Origin of the sequence: Streptomyces sp. NPDC059989, assembly GCF_042736975.1 — a bacterium.
Taxonomy (GTDB): domain Bacteria; phylum Actinomycetota; class Actinomycetes; order Streptomycetales; family Streptomycetaceae; genus Streptomyces.
Map to the genome: position 1 here is coordinate 1 of NZ_JBHWUO010000096.1, position 16,250 is coordinate 16,250.

15 protein-coding genes and 1 pseudogene are annotated in these 16,250 nt (G+C 71.4%); 7 read left to right on the top strand and 9 right to left on the bottom strand.

Features of this window, described 5'->3' with window-relative positions:
- Positions 1-84: pseudogene (locus ACFWBN_RS38470) on the top strand (lytic transglycosylase domain-containing protein); the annotation flags it as partial.
- 142 nt (positions 85-226) lie between these two features.
- Here ACFWBN_RS38470 and ACFWBN_RS38475 read toward each other — a convergent pair.
- Entirely contained in the window at positions 227-1,396 is a 1,170-nt protein-coding gene (locus ACFWBN_RS38475) for a steroid 3-ketoacyl-CoA thiolase (RefSeq protein WP_385186114.1), read from the bottom strand.
- 243 nt (positions 1,397-1,639) lie between these two features.
- Here ACFWBN_RS38475 and ACFWBN_RS38480 point away from each other — a divergent pair, with 243 nt between their 5' ends.
- Positions 1,640-2,884 (top strand): cytochrome P450, encoded by a 1,245-nt coding sequence (locus ACFWBN_RS38480; protein ID WP_385186116.1) that lies wholly within the window; start codon positions 1,640-1,642, stop codon positions 2,882-2,884.
- Positions 2,885-3,087: 203 nt separating this feature from the next.
- On the opposite strand, the gene ACFWBN_RS38485 is transcribed toward ACFWBN_RS38480, so the two are convergent.
- Together ACFWBN_RS38485 and ACFWBN_RS38490 are read right to left on the bottom strand one after the other, a co-directional pair.
- Positions 3,088-3,837: a hypothetical protein gene (locus ACFWBN_RS38485; RefSeq protein ID WP_385186119.1), complete on the bottom strand. Its 750-nt coding sequence runs from the start codon at positions 3,835-3,837 to the stop codon at positions 3,088-3,090.
- 237 nt (positions 3,838-4,074) lie between these two features.
- On the bottom strand, positions 4,075-6,093 hold the full coding sequence (locus ACFWBN_RS38490; protein WP_385186122.1) for a bifunctional glycosyltransferase 87/phosphatase PAP2 family protein: 2,019 nt from the start codon (positions 6,091-6,093) through the stop codon (positions 4,075-4,077).
- Positions 6,094-6,212: 119 nt separating this feature from the next.
- Between ACFWBN_RS38490 and ACFWBN_RS38495 the strand changes: the two genes are divergently transcribed.
- Complete coding sequence (locus ACFWBN_RS38495; RefSeq protein ID WP_385186125.1) at positions 6,213-6,551, top strand: antibiotic biosynthesis monooxygenase family protein; 339 nt, start codon at positions 6,213-6,215, stop codon at positions 6,549-6,551.
- A gap of 170 nt (positions 6,552-6,721) precedes the next feature.
- On the opposite strand, the gene ACFWBN_RS38500 is transcribed toward ACFWBN_RS38495, so the two are convergent.
- Positions 6,722-7,117 carry a nuclear transport factor 2 family protein gene (locus ACFWBN_RS38500; protein WP_385186128.1) on the bottom strand — a complete coding sequence of 132 codons (396 nt, stop codon included), beginning with the start codon at positions 7,115-7,117 and terminating at the stop codon, positions 6,722-6,724.
- Positions 7,118-7,223: 106 nt separating this feature from the next.
- Here ACFWBN_RS38500 and ACFWBN_RS38505 point away from each other — a divergent pair, with 106 nt between their 5' ends.
- Positions 7,224-7,718, top strand: a complete 495-nt coding sequence (locus tag ACFWBN_RS38505; protein ID WP_385186131.1) for a GNAT family N-acetyltransferase — start codon at positions 7,224-7,226, stop codon at positions 7,716-7,718.
- Between the two features lie 16 nt (positions 7,719-7,734).
- On the opposite strand, the gene ACFWBN_RS38510 is transcribed toward ACFWBN_RS38505, so the two are convergent.
- The gene (locus ACFWBN_RS38510; RefSeq protein WP_385186134.1) at positions 7,735-9,804 is read right to left on the bottom strand and encodes a DHA2 family efflux MFS transporter permease subunit; all 2,070 of its coding nucleotides are present in this window, start codon (positions 9,802-9,804) and stop codon (positions 7,735-7,737) included.
- Between the two features lie 224 nt (positions 9,805-10,028).
- Between ACFWBN_RS38510 and ACFWBN_RS38515 the strand changes: the two genes are divergently transcribed.
- Entirely contained in the window at positions 10,029-10,877 is an 849-nt protein-coding gene (locus ACFWBN_RS38515) for a peptidoglycan-binding protein (protein WP_385186137.1), read from the top strand.
- Between the two features lie 181 nt (positions 10,878-11,058).
- Entirely contained in the window at positions 11,059-11,748 is a 690-nt protein-coding gene (locus ACFWBN_RS38520) for an HAD-IA family hydrolase (RefSeq protein WP_385186140.1), read from the top strand.
- 1 nt (position 11,749) lies between these two features.
- On the opposite strand, the gene ACFWBN_RS38525 is transcribed toward ACFWBN_RS38520, so the two are convergent.
- The 3 genes from ACFWBN_RS38525 to ACFWBN_RS38535 form a co-directional block, all read right to left on the bottom strand.
- Positions 11,750-12,247 carry a carboxymuconolactone decarboxylase family protein gene (locus ACFWBN_RS38525; protein ID WP_385186143.1) on the bottom strand — a complete coding sequence of 166 codons (498 nt, stop codon included), beginning with the start codon at positions 12,245-12,247 and terminating at the stop codon, positions 11,750-11,752.
- A gap of 144 nt (positions 12,248-12,391) precedes the next feature.
- Positions 12,392-13,828 (bottom strand): MFS transporter, encoded by a 1,437-nt coding sequence (locus tag ACFWBN_RS38530; RefSeq protein WP_385186146.1) that lies wholly within the window; start codon positions 13,826-13,828, stop codon positions 12,392-12,394.
- Positions 13,829-14,018: 190 nt separating this feature from the next.
- Complete coding sequence (locus tag ACFWBN_RS38535) at positions 14,019-14,621, bottom strand: TetR family transcriptional regulator (protein ID WP_385186149.1); 603 nt, start codon at positions 14,619-14,621, stop codon at positions 14,019-14,021.
- 290 nt (positions 14,622-14,911) lie between these two features.
- Here ACFWBN_RS38535 and ACFWBN_RS38540 point away from each other — a divergent pair, with 290 nt between their 5' ends.
- Positions 14,912-16,141 carry an IS701 family transposase gene (locus ACFWBN_RS38540; protein WP_385186152.1) on the top strand — a complete coding sequence of 410 codons (1,230 nt, stop codon included), beginning with the start codon at positions 14,912-14,914 and terminating at the stop codon, positions 16,139-16,141.
- 15 nt (positions 16,142-16,156) lie between these two features.
- Here ACFWBN_RS38540 and ACFWBN_RS38545 read toward each other — a convergent pair.
- On the bottom strand, positions 16,157-16,250 hold a 94-nt coding region (locus tag ACFWBN_RS38545), incomplete at its 5' end, for a hypothetical protein (protein WP_385186154.1).

The window sequence follows — 16,250 nt, forward strand, 5'->3', positions numbered from 1 at the left end:
AAGTGGGGCCTGGACTACATGAACGAGCGCTACGGCAGCCCCGTCGGCGCCTGGAACTTCTGGTCCGCCAACCACTGGTACTAAGCCACCAGCGGCAGCAGAGCAGCGCAGCAACAGAGCAGTAGAGCAGTAGAGCAGTAGACATACGAAAGCCCCGGTGGCCGGCCTCCCCAGGTCCGGCCGCCGGGGCCTTCTGCATCCCATCCCACGGGTCTGTGTGCAGCGCCTACAGGCGCTGGATGATCGTCCCGGTCGCCAGCGCGCCGCCCGCGCACATGGTGATCAGCGCGAATTCCTTGTCGCGCCGCTCCAGCTCGTGCAGCGCGGTGGTGATCAGGCGGGCGCCGGTGGCGCCGACGGGGTGGCCCAGCGCGATGGCGCCGCCGTTGACGTTGACCTTCTCCAGGTCCTGGTCGAAGACCTGGGCCCAGCTGAGGACGACGGAGGCGAAGGCCTCGTTGATCTCGACGAGGTCGATGTCCTTGAGGGACATGCCGGCCTTGCCCAGCACGGCCCGCGTCGCGTCGATCGGCCCGTCGAGGTGGTAGTGCGGGTCGGCGCCGACGAGGGTCTGGGCGACGATCCGGGCGCGCGGCCGCAGCTTGAGGGCACGGGCCATCTTGCGCGAGGCCCACATCACGGCGGCGGCCCCGTCGGATATCTGCGAGGAGTTCCCGGCGGTGTGCACGGCGGTCGGCATGACCGGCTTGAGCCGCGCCAGCGCCTCCATCGAGGTGTCGCGCAGGCCCTCGTCGCGGTCGACCAGCCGCCACATGCCCTGGCCGGCGGCCTGCTCCTCCTCCGTCGTCGGCACCTGGACGGCGAAGGTCTCGCGCTTGAAGCGCTCCTCGGCCCAGGCGGCAGCGGCCCGCTCCTGGGAGAGCACGCCCAGCCGGTCGACGTCCTCGCGGGTCAGGCCGCGGTGGCGGGCGATCCGCTCGGCGGCCTCGAACTGGTTGGGGAGGTCGACGTTCCACTCGTCCGGGAAGGGCTTGCCCGGGCCGTGCTTGGATCCGGAGCCGAGCGGAACGCGGCTCATGGCCTCGACCCCGCAGGCGATGCCGATGTCCATGACCCCACCGGAGATCATGTTGGCGACCATGTGGTTGGCCTGCTGGGAGCTGCCGCACTGACAGTCCACCGTGGTCGCGGCGGTCTCGTACGGGAGGCCCATGGCGAGCCAGGCGTTGCGGGCGGGGTTCATCGACTGCTCGCCGGCGTGGGTGACGGTGCCGCCGACGATCTGCTCGACGCAGTCGGGCTGGATTCCGGTACGGGCGAGGAGCTCGCGGTAGGTCTCGCCGAGGAGGTAGGCGGGATGGAGGTTGGCGAGCGCGCCCCCGCGCTTGCCGATGGGGGTGCGTACGGCTTCGACGATGACGGGTTCCGCGGCCATGAGCTCGTCCTCTCCTGCACTGCGCCAGCGCGGCGGGCCGTCCCGGCGCCCCGCCCTGAACTAGTACGCGTTCTAGTTCTCCCCGCAGTCTTATGACCTCAAGCCCCGCCACGCAAGGGTCTTGCACGCGGCCTGCACGGATTCCACACGCAACAGTTGGCGCCGCGACCCTTGTCACTTCTAGAACTCGTTACTACCTTCAAGCCAACTTCTGATGGGCCGTCAGACTTTGGAGTTGCCCCGATGTCCTGTCCCGCGCTGCCCGAAGGCTTCGACGCCACCGACCCCGACCTGCTGCAAAGCCGGGTCCCGCTACCGGAATTCGCACAGCTGCGGCAGACCGCACCCGTGTGGTGGTGCCCGCAGCGGCGGGGCATCACCGGCTTCGACGACGAGGGCTACTGGGTCGTGACCCGGCACGCGGACGTCAAGTACGTGTCCACGCACCCCGAGCTGTTCTCCTCCACCACCAACACGGCGATCATCCGCTTCAACGAACACATCCAGCGTGAGCAGATAGATGCCCAGCGGCTGATCATGCTGAACATGGATCCGCCGGAACACACGCGCGTACGCCAGATCGTGCAGCGCGGTTTCACCCCGCGGGCGATCCGCGGACTGGAGGAGGCCCTGCGGGACCGGGCCCGGAAGATCGTCGAGGAGGCCGTGGCTGCCTCGGGCGACGGCAGCTTCGACTTCGTGACGCAGGTGGCGTGCGAGCTGCCGCTCCAGGCCATCGCGGAGCTGATCGGCGTACCGCAGAAGGACCGCGCCAAGATCTTCGACTGGTCGAACAAGATGATCGCCTACGACGACCCGGAGTACGCGATCACCGAGGAGGTCGGCGCCAACGCGGCGATGGAGCTCATCGGCTACGCGATGAACCTGTCCGCCGAGCGCAAGGAGTGCCCGGCCAAGGACATCGTGACGCAGCTGGTGGCGGCGGAGGGCCAGGGCAACCTGGGCTCGGACGAGTTCGGCTTCTTCGTCCTCCTCCTGGCGGTCGCGGGCAACGAGACCACGCGCAACGCCATCAGCCACGGCATGCACGCCTTCCTGACCCACCCCGAGCAGTGGGAGCTGTACAAGGCGACCCGCCCGTCCACGGCCGCGGAGGAGATCGTGCGCTGGGCCACCCCGGTGGTGTCCTTCCAGCGCACCGCCACCCAGGACACCGAGCTGGGCGGCCAGAAGATCAAGGCGGGCGACCGGGTCGGCCTCTTCTACTCCTCGGCCAACCACGACCCGGAGGTCTTCGAGGACCCGGGCGCCTTCGACATCACCCGCGACCCGAACCCGCACCTCGGCTTCGGCGGCGGCGGCCCGCACTTCTGCCTCGGCAAGTCCCTGGCCATCATGGAGATCGACCTGATCTTCAACGCGCTGGCCGATGCCCTGCCCGACCTGCGGCTGACCGGCAAGGACCCGCGCCGGCTGCGCGCGGCCTGGCTCAACGGCATCAAGGAGCTCCGGGTCAGCCACGGCTGACGACGGATCCAGGGCGGCAGGGGCCGCTCCTCCCACGCCCCGGCCCCTGCCGTCCGCTGGCACCATTCAGCCGGCCCGCACCCGTTCGAGTGGCGGCCCCGCCCGGACCGGGCGATCCTGACTGACAGCGGCGATCCAGCCGAAGGGGCGCCGGGGCACAGCTGCCCCGGCGCCCCTTCGGCCTGCTCCCCCGGCTCCAGCCGTCACTGCAGGATGCCCACCGCCCGCGCGACCACCAGCAGCACGGTGATCAGCGACACCGCCGTCTGGATCATCATCAGCAGCTTGGCCCACATCGTCAGCGGCATGGTGTCGGTCGGGCTGAAGGCGGTGGCGTTGGTGAAGGCCACGTACAGGTAGTCCCCGAAGTAGGGCTTCCACTCGGGCGGGGCGATCCCCGCCTGCCCCATCTGCGGGAAGAGGAAGTCGGGGTGGTCCCTGGTCCCCTGGGCCCTGGCCACCGGGCCGCCCCGGTCCCACTCCCAGTACCAGAGCGCGAAGGCGATCACGTTGGTCACCCAGACGGCACCGGCCGTGGTGAGCAGCCCGAGCGCGCCTTCCGGCCCGATGCCGAGGAGCAGCTCGCGTACGAGCTTCACGGCCGACCACGCGTTGGCCAGGCTGACCGAGGCCGCCAGGCTCAGGCTGAGCCCGCGCAGCAGGTACGAGGTGCGGTCGAAGCGGCGGTGCGGGTTGAGGGCGGCCAGTGCCAGCAGCAGGGTCAGCTCCAGCGCGGGCAGCAGCCAGTACGGGTCGAGGGTCAGCCGGTTCGGCAGGGCGAGCTGGAGGCCCACGGCGACCAGGATCGCCACGGTGACCGCCCAGCGTTCCTCGCCGTCGGTGGGCTGCCGCCAGGCCGGTCTCTCCCCGCCCGGTTGGGCGGGGGGTTCGAGCAGGGCCTCGATCCGGTCCAGCCTGCGATGCAGCAGGTCCACCGCGTCGTTCTCGCTCATGCCGGACATTCTGGGGCGAATGCGCGGCCGACACGCCGTCCGCGGCGGCTAGTGCTGTGGCCGGAAAGGTTTGCCGGGTCGCGGTGTCCGGTGCGGTGCATCGCAAGGCGGAGGACCGCGGCTCGTACTGGACGTACTTGCGTGGTCCGACAACGCGGCGAGGTGCCGTGCCTGGGGGTACCTCCCAGCGGTAGCTGGGGGAGCGCCGCGACCCGGTGAACCTTTCCGGTCACAGCACTAGGAGGAGCGAGCCCCCGCCGGAGTCCTGAGCTCCAGCTCGTCGTCACTCGCCGTGCGCTGCCCGGGCAGGTTCGCCCGCAGCCGCCGCGGCCCGGAGAGCACGTACACGAGCCCGAAGCCGGCGGCGACCACGGCCGCCCCGCCCACCGCGTCGAGCACCCAGTGGTTGGCGGTGGCGACGATCGCGCAGACCGTGATCAGCGGGTGCAGTACGCCGAGCAGCTTCTGCCAGCCCTTGGGCGCCAGCACCACGATCACGATCCCGCACCACAGCGACCAGCCGAAGTGCAGCGAGGGCATCGCCGCGTACTGGTTGGAGATCGCGGTCATGGCCCCGTACGAGGGGTTGGCCAGGTCCTGCGGCCCGTGGACGGTGTCGATGAAGCCGAGGGCGGGCATCAGGCGGGGCGGGGCGAGCGGGTAGAGCCAGAAGCCTATGAGGGCGAGCACGGTGGCCAGGCCGAGGGAGGCCCGGGCCCAGCGGTAGTCGCCGGGGCGGCGCCAGTACAGGACCGCCAGGATCGTCAGCGGGACCACGAAGTGGAAGGAGGTGTAGTAGAAGTTGAAGAACGCCTCCAGCCAGGGCGTGTTCACCACGGCGTGGTTCACGGCGTGCTCGATGTCGATGCCGAGCGCCCGTTCGATGGCGTGGATCTGGCTGCCGTTGCCCTCGGCGAGGGAGCGGCTGGTGGGCGCGGCGGCCCGGATGTGCGAGTAGAGCGAGTACCCGACCCGTATCAGCAGGAGTTCCAGCAGCAGGTTGGGGCGGGACAGCACGCGCCGCCAGAACGGCAGCAGCGGCACCCGCGCCCAGCGGGCGGCGGCCGGGCGCCCGTAGGCGGTCGGAACGGGTTCGCGCCAGTACGGGGACGAGCGCGGCAGGAACGGCACGGCGCAGGCCGCGGCCAGCGCGGCGAGCAGCAGCACGTTGTCGCGTACGGGGGCCAGCGCGGCCAGGTTCGGCAGCAGCACGTCGCTGGGCAGGGTCATGGCGAGGACCACGGCCACCGGCCACACGGGCCGGTCGGCGGCCCGCCGGCCCACCTTCCCGGCGACGGCGAGCAGCACCCACAGCAGCTGGTGGCGCCAGCCCGCCGGGGACACGGCGACGGCCGCGCAGCCGGTGATGGCGACGGCGAGCAGCAGCTGCCCGTCGCGGGCGTAACGGGCGGCGCGGCGCAGCCCGAACCAGGTGATCCCGGCCGCGAGGGCGACGTAGAGGACGATCTCGCCGGGGCCGCTGAGCCCGAGCCGCAGGAGCGCGCCGTGCACGGACTGGTTGGCGAGGCCGTTGGGGGCGCTGCCGAGGCCGGTGCCGGCCAGGTGCTGGATCCAGTAAGTCCAGGAGTCGCGGGGCAGTGCCGCCCAGGACAGGGCGGTGGCTCCGGCGAAGGTCAGGGCGGCGGCCCGCGCGGTGGGGCGGCGGCCGGTCAGCCACAGCAGCGGGGCGAAGAGCAGCAGCGCGGGCTGGAGGGCGGCGGCGAGGCCGATGAGGAAGCCGGCCGGGCGTTCGCCGGGGACGCGGAAGACGGCCAGGAGCACCAGCAGCACGGGCAGGACGGCGGTCTGGCCGGGTGAGGCGGCCTCGCGGACGGGCAGCGAGACCATCATCAGGGCGGTCAGCACGGGCGCGGCGAGCAGCGCGGTGCGGCGCGGCACGGGGTCGGGCAGGCCGCGCGCGGCGACCAGCCCGATCGCGGCGACGAACAGCAGCGTCACGCAGGTCCAGGCGACCTCCAGCGACGGTGCGGCGAGGCCGAGGAGGGGCTTGAGGACCAGCCCGGCGAAGGGGGTGCCGGTGAACTGGCCGGCGTCGTAAAGCGAGCCGGGGAGGCTGCCGGGGAGGTGGAAGCCGCTCAGCCACTCGCCCGGGGGGACGCGCAGCACGGCGGCCGCCTGTCTGACGGCGAGGGCGCCTGCCAGCGCCCACAGCAGGAGGCGTGCCGCCCCGAGCCTGCCGCCATCGCCTATGACTCCGGCATGTCCGTTCGCACCACTGTGCTCCGCGTTAGCCACGCCTCGCCGGCCTCCCGCCCTGTTGACCGCAACCCTGACTTTGCCTGGCTGCCGCGTTTCGTGCCCCGTTCCATTACCTGGACGACGATATCTCCCGCGGGATACCTAGGATGGCCCGCATGAGCATCGTGAAGATCAACGCACTGACCGTTCCCGCCGAGCAGCGGGAGGTGCTGGAGCAGCGCTTCGCCTCGCGGGCGGGGGCCGTGGAGTCCTCGGACGGCTTCGAGTGGTTCGAGCTGCTGCGTCCGGTGGAGGGAACCGACCAGTACCTGGTCTACACCCGGTGGCGTTCGGAGGAGGACTTCCAGGCGTGGATGGAGGGGCCGATGAAGGCCGCTCACCAGGGCGGCGCGGGTGGCGGCGCGGGCGGCGGCGAGCGGCCGAAGCCGGCCGCGTCCGGGTCGACGGTGTGGTCCTTCGAGGTCGTGCAGCAGGCGGCGCCGAAGAAGGCCTGAGACGTCGGACACGTGTGGGGCCGCCCGGGGCACCTGGCGGCCCCGGGCCCCACACGCCGACCCCTGGCTCTTGGCTCTTGGCTCGCGGCGCGCGCCTCGTGCCTCTCGGCCCTCGGCTCTCGGCTCTCGCCCGGGGCCGCTCGGCTCCCGGCTCTCGTTTCCGGGGCGCCTCAGGCCCAGAAGGTGTCTTCCTCGTCGATGTCAGCGGTGCACTGGTCGATGTCGGTGATCTTCCCGCCGACGATGGTGAAGAAGACGCCCTGGTGGATCTCGATCCCCCGGTCCCCGCGGTCACCGCGCGCGGTGTGGAAGCTCATGACGTGCCCCCGCCCGTCGGCCAGCACCGATTCCAGGTGGACCTGGAAGGTGCCGCCGGTCTCCTCGCCGAGGCGGCGGTAGAGGTCCATGACGTCCGCCCGCCCCTTGTGGTGACCGGACAGCGGGTTGCTGCCGGGCACGTGATGGATGACGTCGGCCGTCATCAGTGAGCCCAGCGTCTCCATGTCGCCCTTGCCGAAGGCCTCGTAGCCGCGGCGGACCAGGGCACAGTCGGGATGTTCGGCCATGTCTTTCACACCCTCCACGCGCGCGAATTGTCGTCTTTTCTCATCATCGGCCCGTCCCTGTGGATATTCCACGCGGGAGATCCGCGGCGGACTCCACAATGACGCCATGAGCACTTACACCACCTCGTGGACCGTGGTCCCCGAGCCGTTCACCACCCCCGACGCCACCGCCCTGCGCCGCGCGTACTACGCCGAGGTCGCCGGGCGGTACTGGAAGCGGACCGCCACCGAGGCCGAGATCGACCAGGGGATGCTGGACGACCCGGCGGACGACCTGGTCCCGCCGACGGGCCGGTTCGTGGTGGGCCGGCTCCACGGCGAGCCGCTCTCCTGCGGTGGGATACGCCTGCTCGACCCCGTCACCGCCGAGCTCACACGGGTGTACGTCGACCCGCGCGCCCGCGGCACCGGCGGCGGGGCGGCCCTGCTCGATGTCCTGGAGGCGGAGGGCCGCGCGCTGGGCGCCGAGCGGGTCCGGCTGGACACGCGGTCGGACCTCGTGGAGGCCCGGGCGTCGTACGCGCGTCAGGGGTACCGGGAGATACCCGCGTACAAGTCGGGCCCGTATGCGGAGCACTGGTTCGAGAAGCGCCTCGTCTGAGCGGTCGGTGTCCGCGTCAGCGGGCGGCGTGGTCCCGGCGCGCCGCGGCGTCGTAGGGCTCCTCGGCGTCGGATCCGCAGAGCTCGGCATTGAGCTCGCCGACCAGCTTGACCAGGTCGGTCGGCCGGTCCGGGCCCCACCAGTCGCCGAGCAGTTCGGCGAGGGACTCCTGCCGGGCGGCGGCGAGCTTGGCGGCGGCCTCGCGTCCCTTGTCGGTCAGGATCAGCGGCAGTCCGTCGCGAACGGCGAGCCCGCGCTCCTCGATCTGCCGGGCGGCGTCCGTGATGGCCTTCAGCGGCACGATGGTGCGCTCGGCCAGCATGGCGGGTTCGGCGGAGCCGTACTTGTTGATCCGCAGCAGCATCCAGCTCGATGCGGGCAGCAGGTCGTAGCCCGCCTTCTCGGTGATCTTCTCGTAGACGTGCCGGCGGCCCTCCCGGGTGCCGAGGACCGACAGCGCGCGGGCGACCTCGTCGTGGGAGGAGCGCTCCACGGGGTTGGAGGCGAGGGTCTCCGTCACGTCCGGGGCGGTGACCGAGCCGCGGAGCTTGTCCTCCTTCAGGAACCAGGCGACGACGAAGGCCAGCAGGACGATGGGCACGGCGTAGAGGAAGACGTCGGTGATGGAGGTGGCGTAGGCGTCGAGCACGCGGGGGCGCAGCTCGGCGGGGAGTGCGCCGATGGCCCGCGGGTCGGCCTCCAGCTGCGCGGCGCTCGCGCCGGGCGGCAGCGGGACGCCGGCGAGGGCGGCGGCGAGTTTGTCGTCGAGGCGGTTGGTGAAGACCGTGCCGAAGATCGCGACGCCGAAGGAGGCGCCGATGGAGCGGAAGAAGGTGGCACCTGAGGTGGCGACACCGAGGTCGGCGTAGCTGACGGAGTTCTGCACGACCAGGACCAGTACCTGCATGACGAGGCCGAGTCCGACGCCGAAGACGAAGAAGTAGGCGCTCATCTCCCAGGTCGAGCTGGTGCGGTGCAGCTGGTGCAGGAGGAGCAGGCCGACGGCGGTGACGGCGGTGCCCGCGATGGGGAAGACCTTCCACCGGCCGGTGCGGCTGACGATCTGGCCGGAGCCGGTGGAGGAGATCAGCATGCCGAGCACCATCGGCAGCATGTGGACGCCGGACATGGTCGGGGAGACGCCCTGGACCACCTGGAGGAAGGTCGGGAGGTAGACCATCGCGCCGAACATCGCGAAGCCGACGACGAAGCTGATCACCGAGCAGAGGGTGAAGGTGCGGACGCGGAAGAGGCCGAGCGGCAGGACGGGTTCGGCGGCCCTGCGCTCCGCGAGGAGGAAGGCGACGAGCAGGACGGCGCCGAGGACGGCGAGCCCGATGATGCGGGCCGAGCCCCAGCCCCAGGTGCCGCCGAGGGAGGCGACGAGCACGAGGCAGGTGGCGACGCAGGCGACGAGGAAGGTGCCGAGGTAGTCGATGGTGTGCTTCGAGGAGCGCACGGGGATGTGCAGGGCCGCTGCGATCACGACGAGGGCGACGAGACCGATGGGGAGGTTGATGTAGAAGACCCAGCGCCAGGACAGGTGGTCGACGAAGAGACCGCCCAGGAGCGGGCCCAGGACGCTGGTCGCGCCGAAGACGGCGCCGAAGAGGCCCTGGTACTTGCCGCGCTCGCGGGGCGGGACGATGTCGCCGACGATCGCCATGGACAGCACGATCAGTCCGCCGCCGCCCAGACCCTGGAGGGCGCGGAAGCCGATGAGCTGGGGCATGTCCTGGGCGATGCCGCAGAGGGCGGAGCCGATGAGGAAGAGGACGATGGCGTACTGGAAGAGCTTCTTGCGCCCGTACTGGTCGCCGAGCTTGCCCCACAGGGGGGTGGCCGCGGTGGAGGCGAGCATGTAGGCGGTGACCACCCAGGAGAGGTGTGCCATGCCGCCGAGGTCGCTGACGATGGTGGGCAGGGCGGTGGAGACGATGGTCTGGTCGAGTGCGGCGATGAGCAGGCCCAGGAGCAGGGCGCCGATGGAGACGAGGACCTCGCGGGAGGCGTGTTCGCCGGCCGGACCGGACTTCTTCGGGCCGGGCCCCGGGTCCACGGCGTCGGTGGTCACATCCTGAGCCATCGATTCCTCCTCAGGCCGGATCAACATCTCCATCCTGCGTGGTGTGTCCGGTTATGGCCTCTCGGACGGGGTTGGGCGACGCCCGGCGGGTCTGCATAATCGCTGGCAATAGCCAGGGAGGGAATCCAGTGAGCGGTGAGCACTGTCCAGATTGCGGCGCTGTTGGCGCCGGCTGCCGGTGTGCGCCGGGTGCGGGTTTCGACCCCTTGCGCATCCGTCCGTACGTGACGTTGCCCGATCCGGGCGAGCCCGACGACCCGGCCCCCGCGCCGACGCCGCCGCTGCCGCGCGTGGTGGCCCCGGAGCAGGGCGGCACGCCGGCGTACGGGATACCCGTGGCGCCGGCGCAGCAGCCGTGGCCGGAATTGGATGCCACGGTCCGCATACCGGCGGTCCCGACCGCCCCGGTTGACGCGACCGTCCCGGGCGGCTCAACCGTCCCGGGCGGCGCGGCGTACGGAGCGATGCCGTTCGACGGCTCGGGGGGCGGGGGCCCGGAGGAGCGGGCCGGCGGCCGGGCTTCCCGGCGGCTGCTGCCGCTGCTGCTCGGTGCCGCCGCGGTGCTGGGCCTGGGTGGGACGGCGGCGGCGCTGTGGGTGCTCCCGAGCTCCTCCGGGAGTGACACCGCCCTGCTCGACGCGAAGGCCTCGGCGCCCGTGCCGACCATGGCCCCGGCCGAGTCGTCCCCGGCTCCGACCGCCACGCCGACGGGGAGCCCGTCGCCCTCGGCCTCGCGTTCCCCGTCGCCGAGCGCCTCCAAGTCCGCCTCGCCCTCGCCGAGTGCGTCGCGCTCGGCGTCGGCCTCCCCGAGCCCGTCGCCGAGCGCGAGCCGCTCCGCGAGCCCTTCCCCCAAGCCGCCCGCCCAGGGGCCGACCCTGCGGTACGGGGACTCGGGCCCGGAGGTGGAGAAGCTCCAGCAGTTGCTGGCGGCGCGGGGCCTGTACACGGGAAAGATCAACGGCAAGTTCGACTGGCGGGTCGAGAACGCGGTGTCGACCTTCCAGTACGAGAACGACATCGACGACGAGTGGGGCGTCTACGGTCCGGCGACCCGCAGGGCGCTGGAGGGATAGGCGGGGACAGGCCCCGGGCACGGGCCGCGATCGGCGGGCATCGGCAAGGTCACACCTCCTGCGGTGGCGCGGACCGCCTCTTGTTTTGTATCGTGAAGAAACAAAGTGGTTCCGTCCTCACTCCCTGACCGGTGGACGGAACCACTTGTTCTCTTTTCCCGCCCCGTCTGGAGCCCCGCACATGCCGGCCAGCACCACCACCGCAACCGCACCCGTCGTCCTTACCGCCAAGGCGCTGCTCCTGGACATGGACGGCACGATCGTCAACTCCGACGCGGTGGTCGAGCGCTGCTGGCGCGAGTGGGCGGTGTCGCACGGGCTGGACCCGGAGGAAGCCCTCAAGGTGGTCCACGGCCGCCAGGGCTACGCCACGATGGCCGTCCTCCTGCCGGACCGCTCGATGGAGGTCAACCACGCGGAGAACGCGGTGATGCTCGCCCGCGAGACCGCCGACACCGACGGGGTGGTCCCGGTCGGGGGCGCCCCGGAGTTCATGGCGTCGATCGACGGACTGCCGCACGCCCTGGTCACCTCCGCCGACGCGGCCCTGGCCACGGCCCGGATGACCGCGGCCGCCCTGCCGATGCCCGAGGTCCGCGTCACCGCCGAGTCCGTCGAGGCCAGCAAGCCCGACCCCGAGGGCTTCCTGAAGGGCGCGGCCGCGCTGGGCGTGGATCCGGCCGACTGCATCGTGTTCGAGGACTCCGCCGCCGGCATCGCCGCCGGACGGGCCGCGGGCATGCGCGTGATCGGCGTCGGCCCCCGCGCCGCCGCCCACGCCCCGACGGCCCACGTCGCCGACCTGACGGCCCTCGACGTGACGACCGCCGCCGACGGCTCGATCCGGGTCACGGTCCGGGCGGCGGCCTAGATCAGTCCCACTGCTGGTCCGCGAGGGAGCTGACCGGCTGGGGCTTGCCGATGACGGCCAGGGCGATGAAGAAGTTGATCTGGCCGATCGCGATGGTGAGGGTGGCCAGCGCCTTCTCGTCGTAGTGCTTGGCGACCTCGGCGTACAGCTCGTCGGAGACGCGCTCCTTGCCGTGCGGGGCGGGCTGGAGGGTGGCCTCCACCAGGGCGAGCGCGGCGCGCTCGGCGTCGGTGAAGTAGGGGGCGTCCATCCACGAGGAGACCGCGGTGATGCGCTCCTCGGACTCCCCGGCCTTGCGCAGGAAACCGGTGTTCAGGATGGTCAGGTAGGTGTTGCCGACGATCTGCCCGGCGCGCAGGTGGACCAGGCTCATCGTGGTGCGCGGCACCGAGCGGTTGCCCGTGGCCCGGAAGAGGGCGGCGCTGATGTCGCTCAGCTCGGGCACGAACTCGCCCGGGTTGGGCATCCGGGAGATCGAGGTGGGCGCGGTGTTCGTCATGGCTGCTCTCCTGTACGTCGGCTGTACGTCGGCCCGGTTGGCGTCTTCACAGCACTGACGGACGGGCTCACGAAGATGTGACAGGAAACCGAAAAGAATTTCTCCGCCGCGCCCGGGGCCGACGTTCGCGGCCGGGCAGGGCTGTCACGAGGCGGAGTTGCCTTGGTGGGCGCGCGTGCCGCGGAGGAAGAGGGCGGTCGTGACGGTGCCGACGAGCACGACGGCGGTGTTGACGATGATCGCGGTCGTGATGCCGGCATGGATGTCGGTGTTGGCCGCCGCGATCGCGGACATGATCGGCGTGCCCATGGTGATGCCGATCTGCTGGGTCATCGTGGCCAGACCCGTCGCCATGCCCTGTTCGTGGTCCGGCAGACCGGTCGTCGCGGTCACCATGAACCCGACGATCACCAGCATGTTGCCGATGCCGCCCGCGAACGTGGCGGCCAGCAGCAGCCACATGCTCGCCGAGGTCTCACCCAGAGCGATCAGGCTCAGGGTCGCCACGGCCTGGAGCAGTCCACCGACGATGAGGGTCGTGCGCGTGGACGTGGCGCCGATGACCCGCGGAGCGATCGAACCACCGATCACAGTGCCGATGCCCAGGACACCGAAGGACAGACCGGCCGTCAGCGGCGAGAAGTCCAGCACCTCCTGCAGGTAGAGCGTCATCAGGAAGACGAGACTCGTCTCCGTCAGGAAGGCGATCAGACCCGCGATGTTGCCCCACGCCACCGTCTTCTTCTTCAGCACGCTGACCGGCACCAGCGGGCTCGCCGTCTTCGACTCGATCGCGTAGAAGGCGATCAGCAGCACGACACCCGCGGCCAGCCAGCCCAGCGCGGCGCCCGAGCCCCAGCCGTGCTCGCCCGCCTGCGTCAGACCGTAGATCAGCGCGAGCAGACCGAGGGTGACGGCGGTCGCGCCGGGCAGGTCCAGCTTCGGACGCGTGGACGGGCGCGACTCCTTGATCACCGCGGGGGCGATGAACAGCACGGCGAGGGCGACGGGGACGTTGATGAAGAACGCCCACCGCCAGGAGAGGAGGTCGGTCAGGACGCCGCCGAGGATGGCGCCGGTGGTGAACCCGGCTGACATCAGCGCTCCGTTGAGACCCAGCGCCTTCTGACGCAGTGGACCTTCGGGGAACGAAGTCGTCAGCAGGGACAGGCCCGCGGGGGTGACCGCGGCGGTGGCAAGGCCCTGGAAGACGCGGGCCACGATCAGCATCTCCGGGCTGTTCGCCAGACCACCCGCAAGGGAGGACAGGCCCAGGACCGCCAGGCCGACCAGGAACAGACGCCGACGGCCGAAGAGATCCGCGACCCGGCCGAACAGCAGGGTGAAGCCGGCCGCGCACAGCGCGAACGACGTCGCGATCCACTGCAGATTCGACAACGAGAACCCGAGCCCGTCACCGATCACCGGCAACGCCACGTTCAGGATCGAAAAGTCCACCGCCAACATGAACTGCGCCACCAGCAGGACCACCAGGACCAGCTTCAAGCGCCCGTCCAAACGGGCAGGGCCCTCCCCCTCCCCCACAACCGCGCCAACCCGCGCGCCCTCGACAACCGACATCGCCACACACTTCCTTTCACACCTGAAACGGAGGCCGCCACGTTCGTCGGCGCCAGGGAAGAAATTACGTAACTACTGTTCGGTAACTACGTGTGGAGCCGAACCCCGGTGAGATTTCGGCAACTTGGCCAAGTGGCGGTGCGGGGGGGGCGACCGGGGAAGGTCCGCGGTCGCCCGACTGGCGGCCGGATCAGACCTCGACCAGCTCCTGCGGCGCCGCAATGCCGCGGCAGACGATCCGCCACAGCTCGCGTAGTTCCACGACGGCCGCGCCCGGGCGGCGGCTCCGGCCCTGGCGCACGCGCGCGACGGTGCCGCCCATCAGGTGCGCCGCCAGCAGGGCGACCGGGCGCGGGTCGACGTCGGGGCGCACCTGGCCCTGTTCGACCGCCTGGCCGAGCAGGGCCCTGACCTCCGGCAGCCAGCAGCCGCACCACTCGGGGCCGGCGCCGGCGCGCTCCTGGCCCAGTCGCGCGGCGGCGCGTACGACCGCGTCCGCCTCGATCAGGCGGCCCAGGCCGAGGATCAGGGCGGAGACGGTGTCCAGCGCCGTACCGGCGCCGCGCGCCGTGATGTCCTCGACCACCGCGCGGGTGGCGGACCGCCCCGACTCCTCCACGGCCGAAGCCAGTTCCGCCTTGGCCGAGAAGTGAAAGGTGAGCGCACCGATGGAAACTCCGGCGGATCTGCTCAGCCGGGAGAACGATGTCCCGTCGTATCCATTGCGGTCGAATTCGACGCCGGCCACCGCGATCAGATGACTTCGGGTGAGCGCTCCGCGCTCTTGCTTCACCAATGCACTCTCACTGCCGTCCAGGTCGTTCCCGACTCGCCGAGCATCCGGGCCGACGAGGCGACACCAGCCTCGTCCGGGTGCCGCGGGCGCACAACGCCGACTTGGCGAAGAAGCGCCCGCGCTCCCCGCCGTACCGCCCCGTGGGGGGGTGTCGACCGCCTCGGGCACCAACGTGCCCAAGTCGTCGGGCGGGTGCCGGCCCTGAGCAAGAAAAAAACGAACGTTCTGTATTCTGAAAAGGTCCACCAGCGCCGCCGCTCGTCGGCGTCCGTAGTGAAGGGGGAGAGATGACGGCACACACACGGCCCAGAGCCCTGGCTGCCATGGACACCACGCTGGACGACTTCACCGAACGCCTCTTCGGCCACTTACCGCGCGCCGACCAGCGGCGCTGGGCCCGGGTCTACCTCCAGGGGCTGCTGACGACCCCGGGGAAGAAATCGGTACGCCGGCTCGCCGCGTCCGTCACCGCGTCGCCCACCGCCTCCCAGTCCCTGCAGCAGTTCATCAACGCGAGCCCCTGGGACTGGGATCCGGCCCGCCGCGAGCTGCTCCGCTGGGTCGAGGAACGGCATCCGGTGCACGCCTGGACGATCGGGCAGGCGGTCTTCCCCAAGCGGGGTGAGCACTCGGTCGGCGTCCACCGCCGCTTCGACCCGGCCGCCGGACGTGCCGTCAACTGCCAGTTCGGCTTCGGGCTCTTCCTGTCCCTGGGCGGCATGAGCGTGCCCGTCGACTGGCGGCTACTGCTCCCCGAGCCATGGGCGGCCGACCCCGTCCTGCGCGGTCGGGCGCGCATCTCGCCGGACGTGGCGCACCGGACGCCGGAGGCGCTCGTCCTCGAACTCGTCGACGCGATGGCCGTGCACACCTCGTCGGCCCACGCCCCGGTGGTCGCCGACCTGAGCCGCCTGAGCGGCGCCGGCCCGCTCATCGGCCTGCTCGGCCGGCGGGGCCACGACTTCCTGGTGTCCATCCCGCCGGCCCTCGCGGTCAGTGCCGCCGGAGCCGCTCCCGGGCGCGGCGAACCGGCCGGGGCGCCGGGGCGGGAGATCACCGCGGGCGATCTCGCCCGCTCGGGGAACACCCGCCATCCGTACACGGCACTGCTCGCCGGGCCCGCCGCGCGACCGCAGCGGCTGCGCATCGACTCGGGGTTGGTCCGGGTGCCGGGGGCCGAGTCGGGCGCTCCCGGGACGCGTCGGACGTACCGCCTGTTCGGCGAACGGCACCCCGGCGCCGGTCACGGGGGCGGCCCGGTCTGGATCACCAACATGACCGGGCACCGGATGGACGACCTGCTCCATCTGGTCCGGCAGTCGGCCGAGTCCGCCAGGGCCCTGGGCTCGCTGACGGAGGACTTCGGCCTCCTCGACTTCGAGGGCCGGTCCTTCCCCGGCTGGCACCACCACATGACCCTGATGTCCGCCGCGTACGCCTACAGGGCCCTGCCGGCCCTGCGGGATCGGCAGGGCCGGCAGGGCTACCCGGTGCTTGAGGTCCGGCAGTCCGCCTGAAGGGGCCGGGGGGTGTCAGGCGCGGATGAGGGCCAGGGCCTCGTCGCGGACCTTGGACAGCGTCGCCTCGTCACGGGCCTCGACGTTCAGACGCAGCAACGGCTCGGTG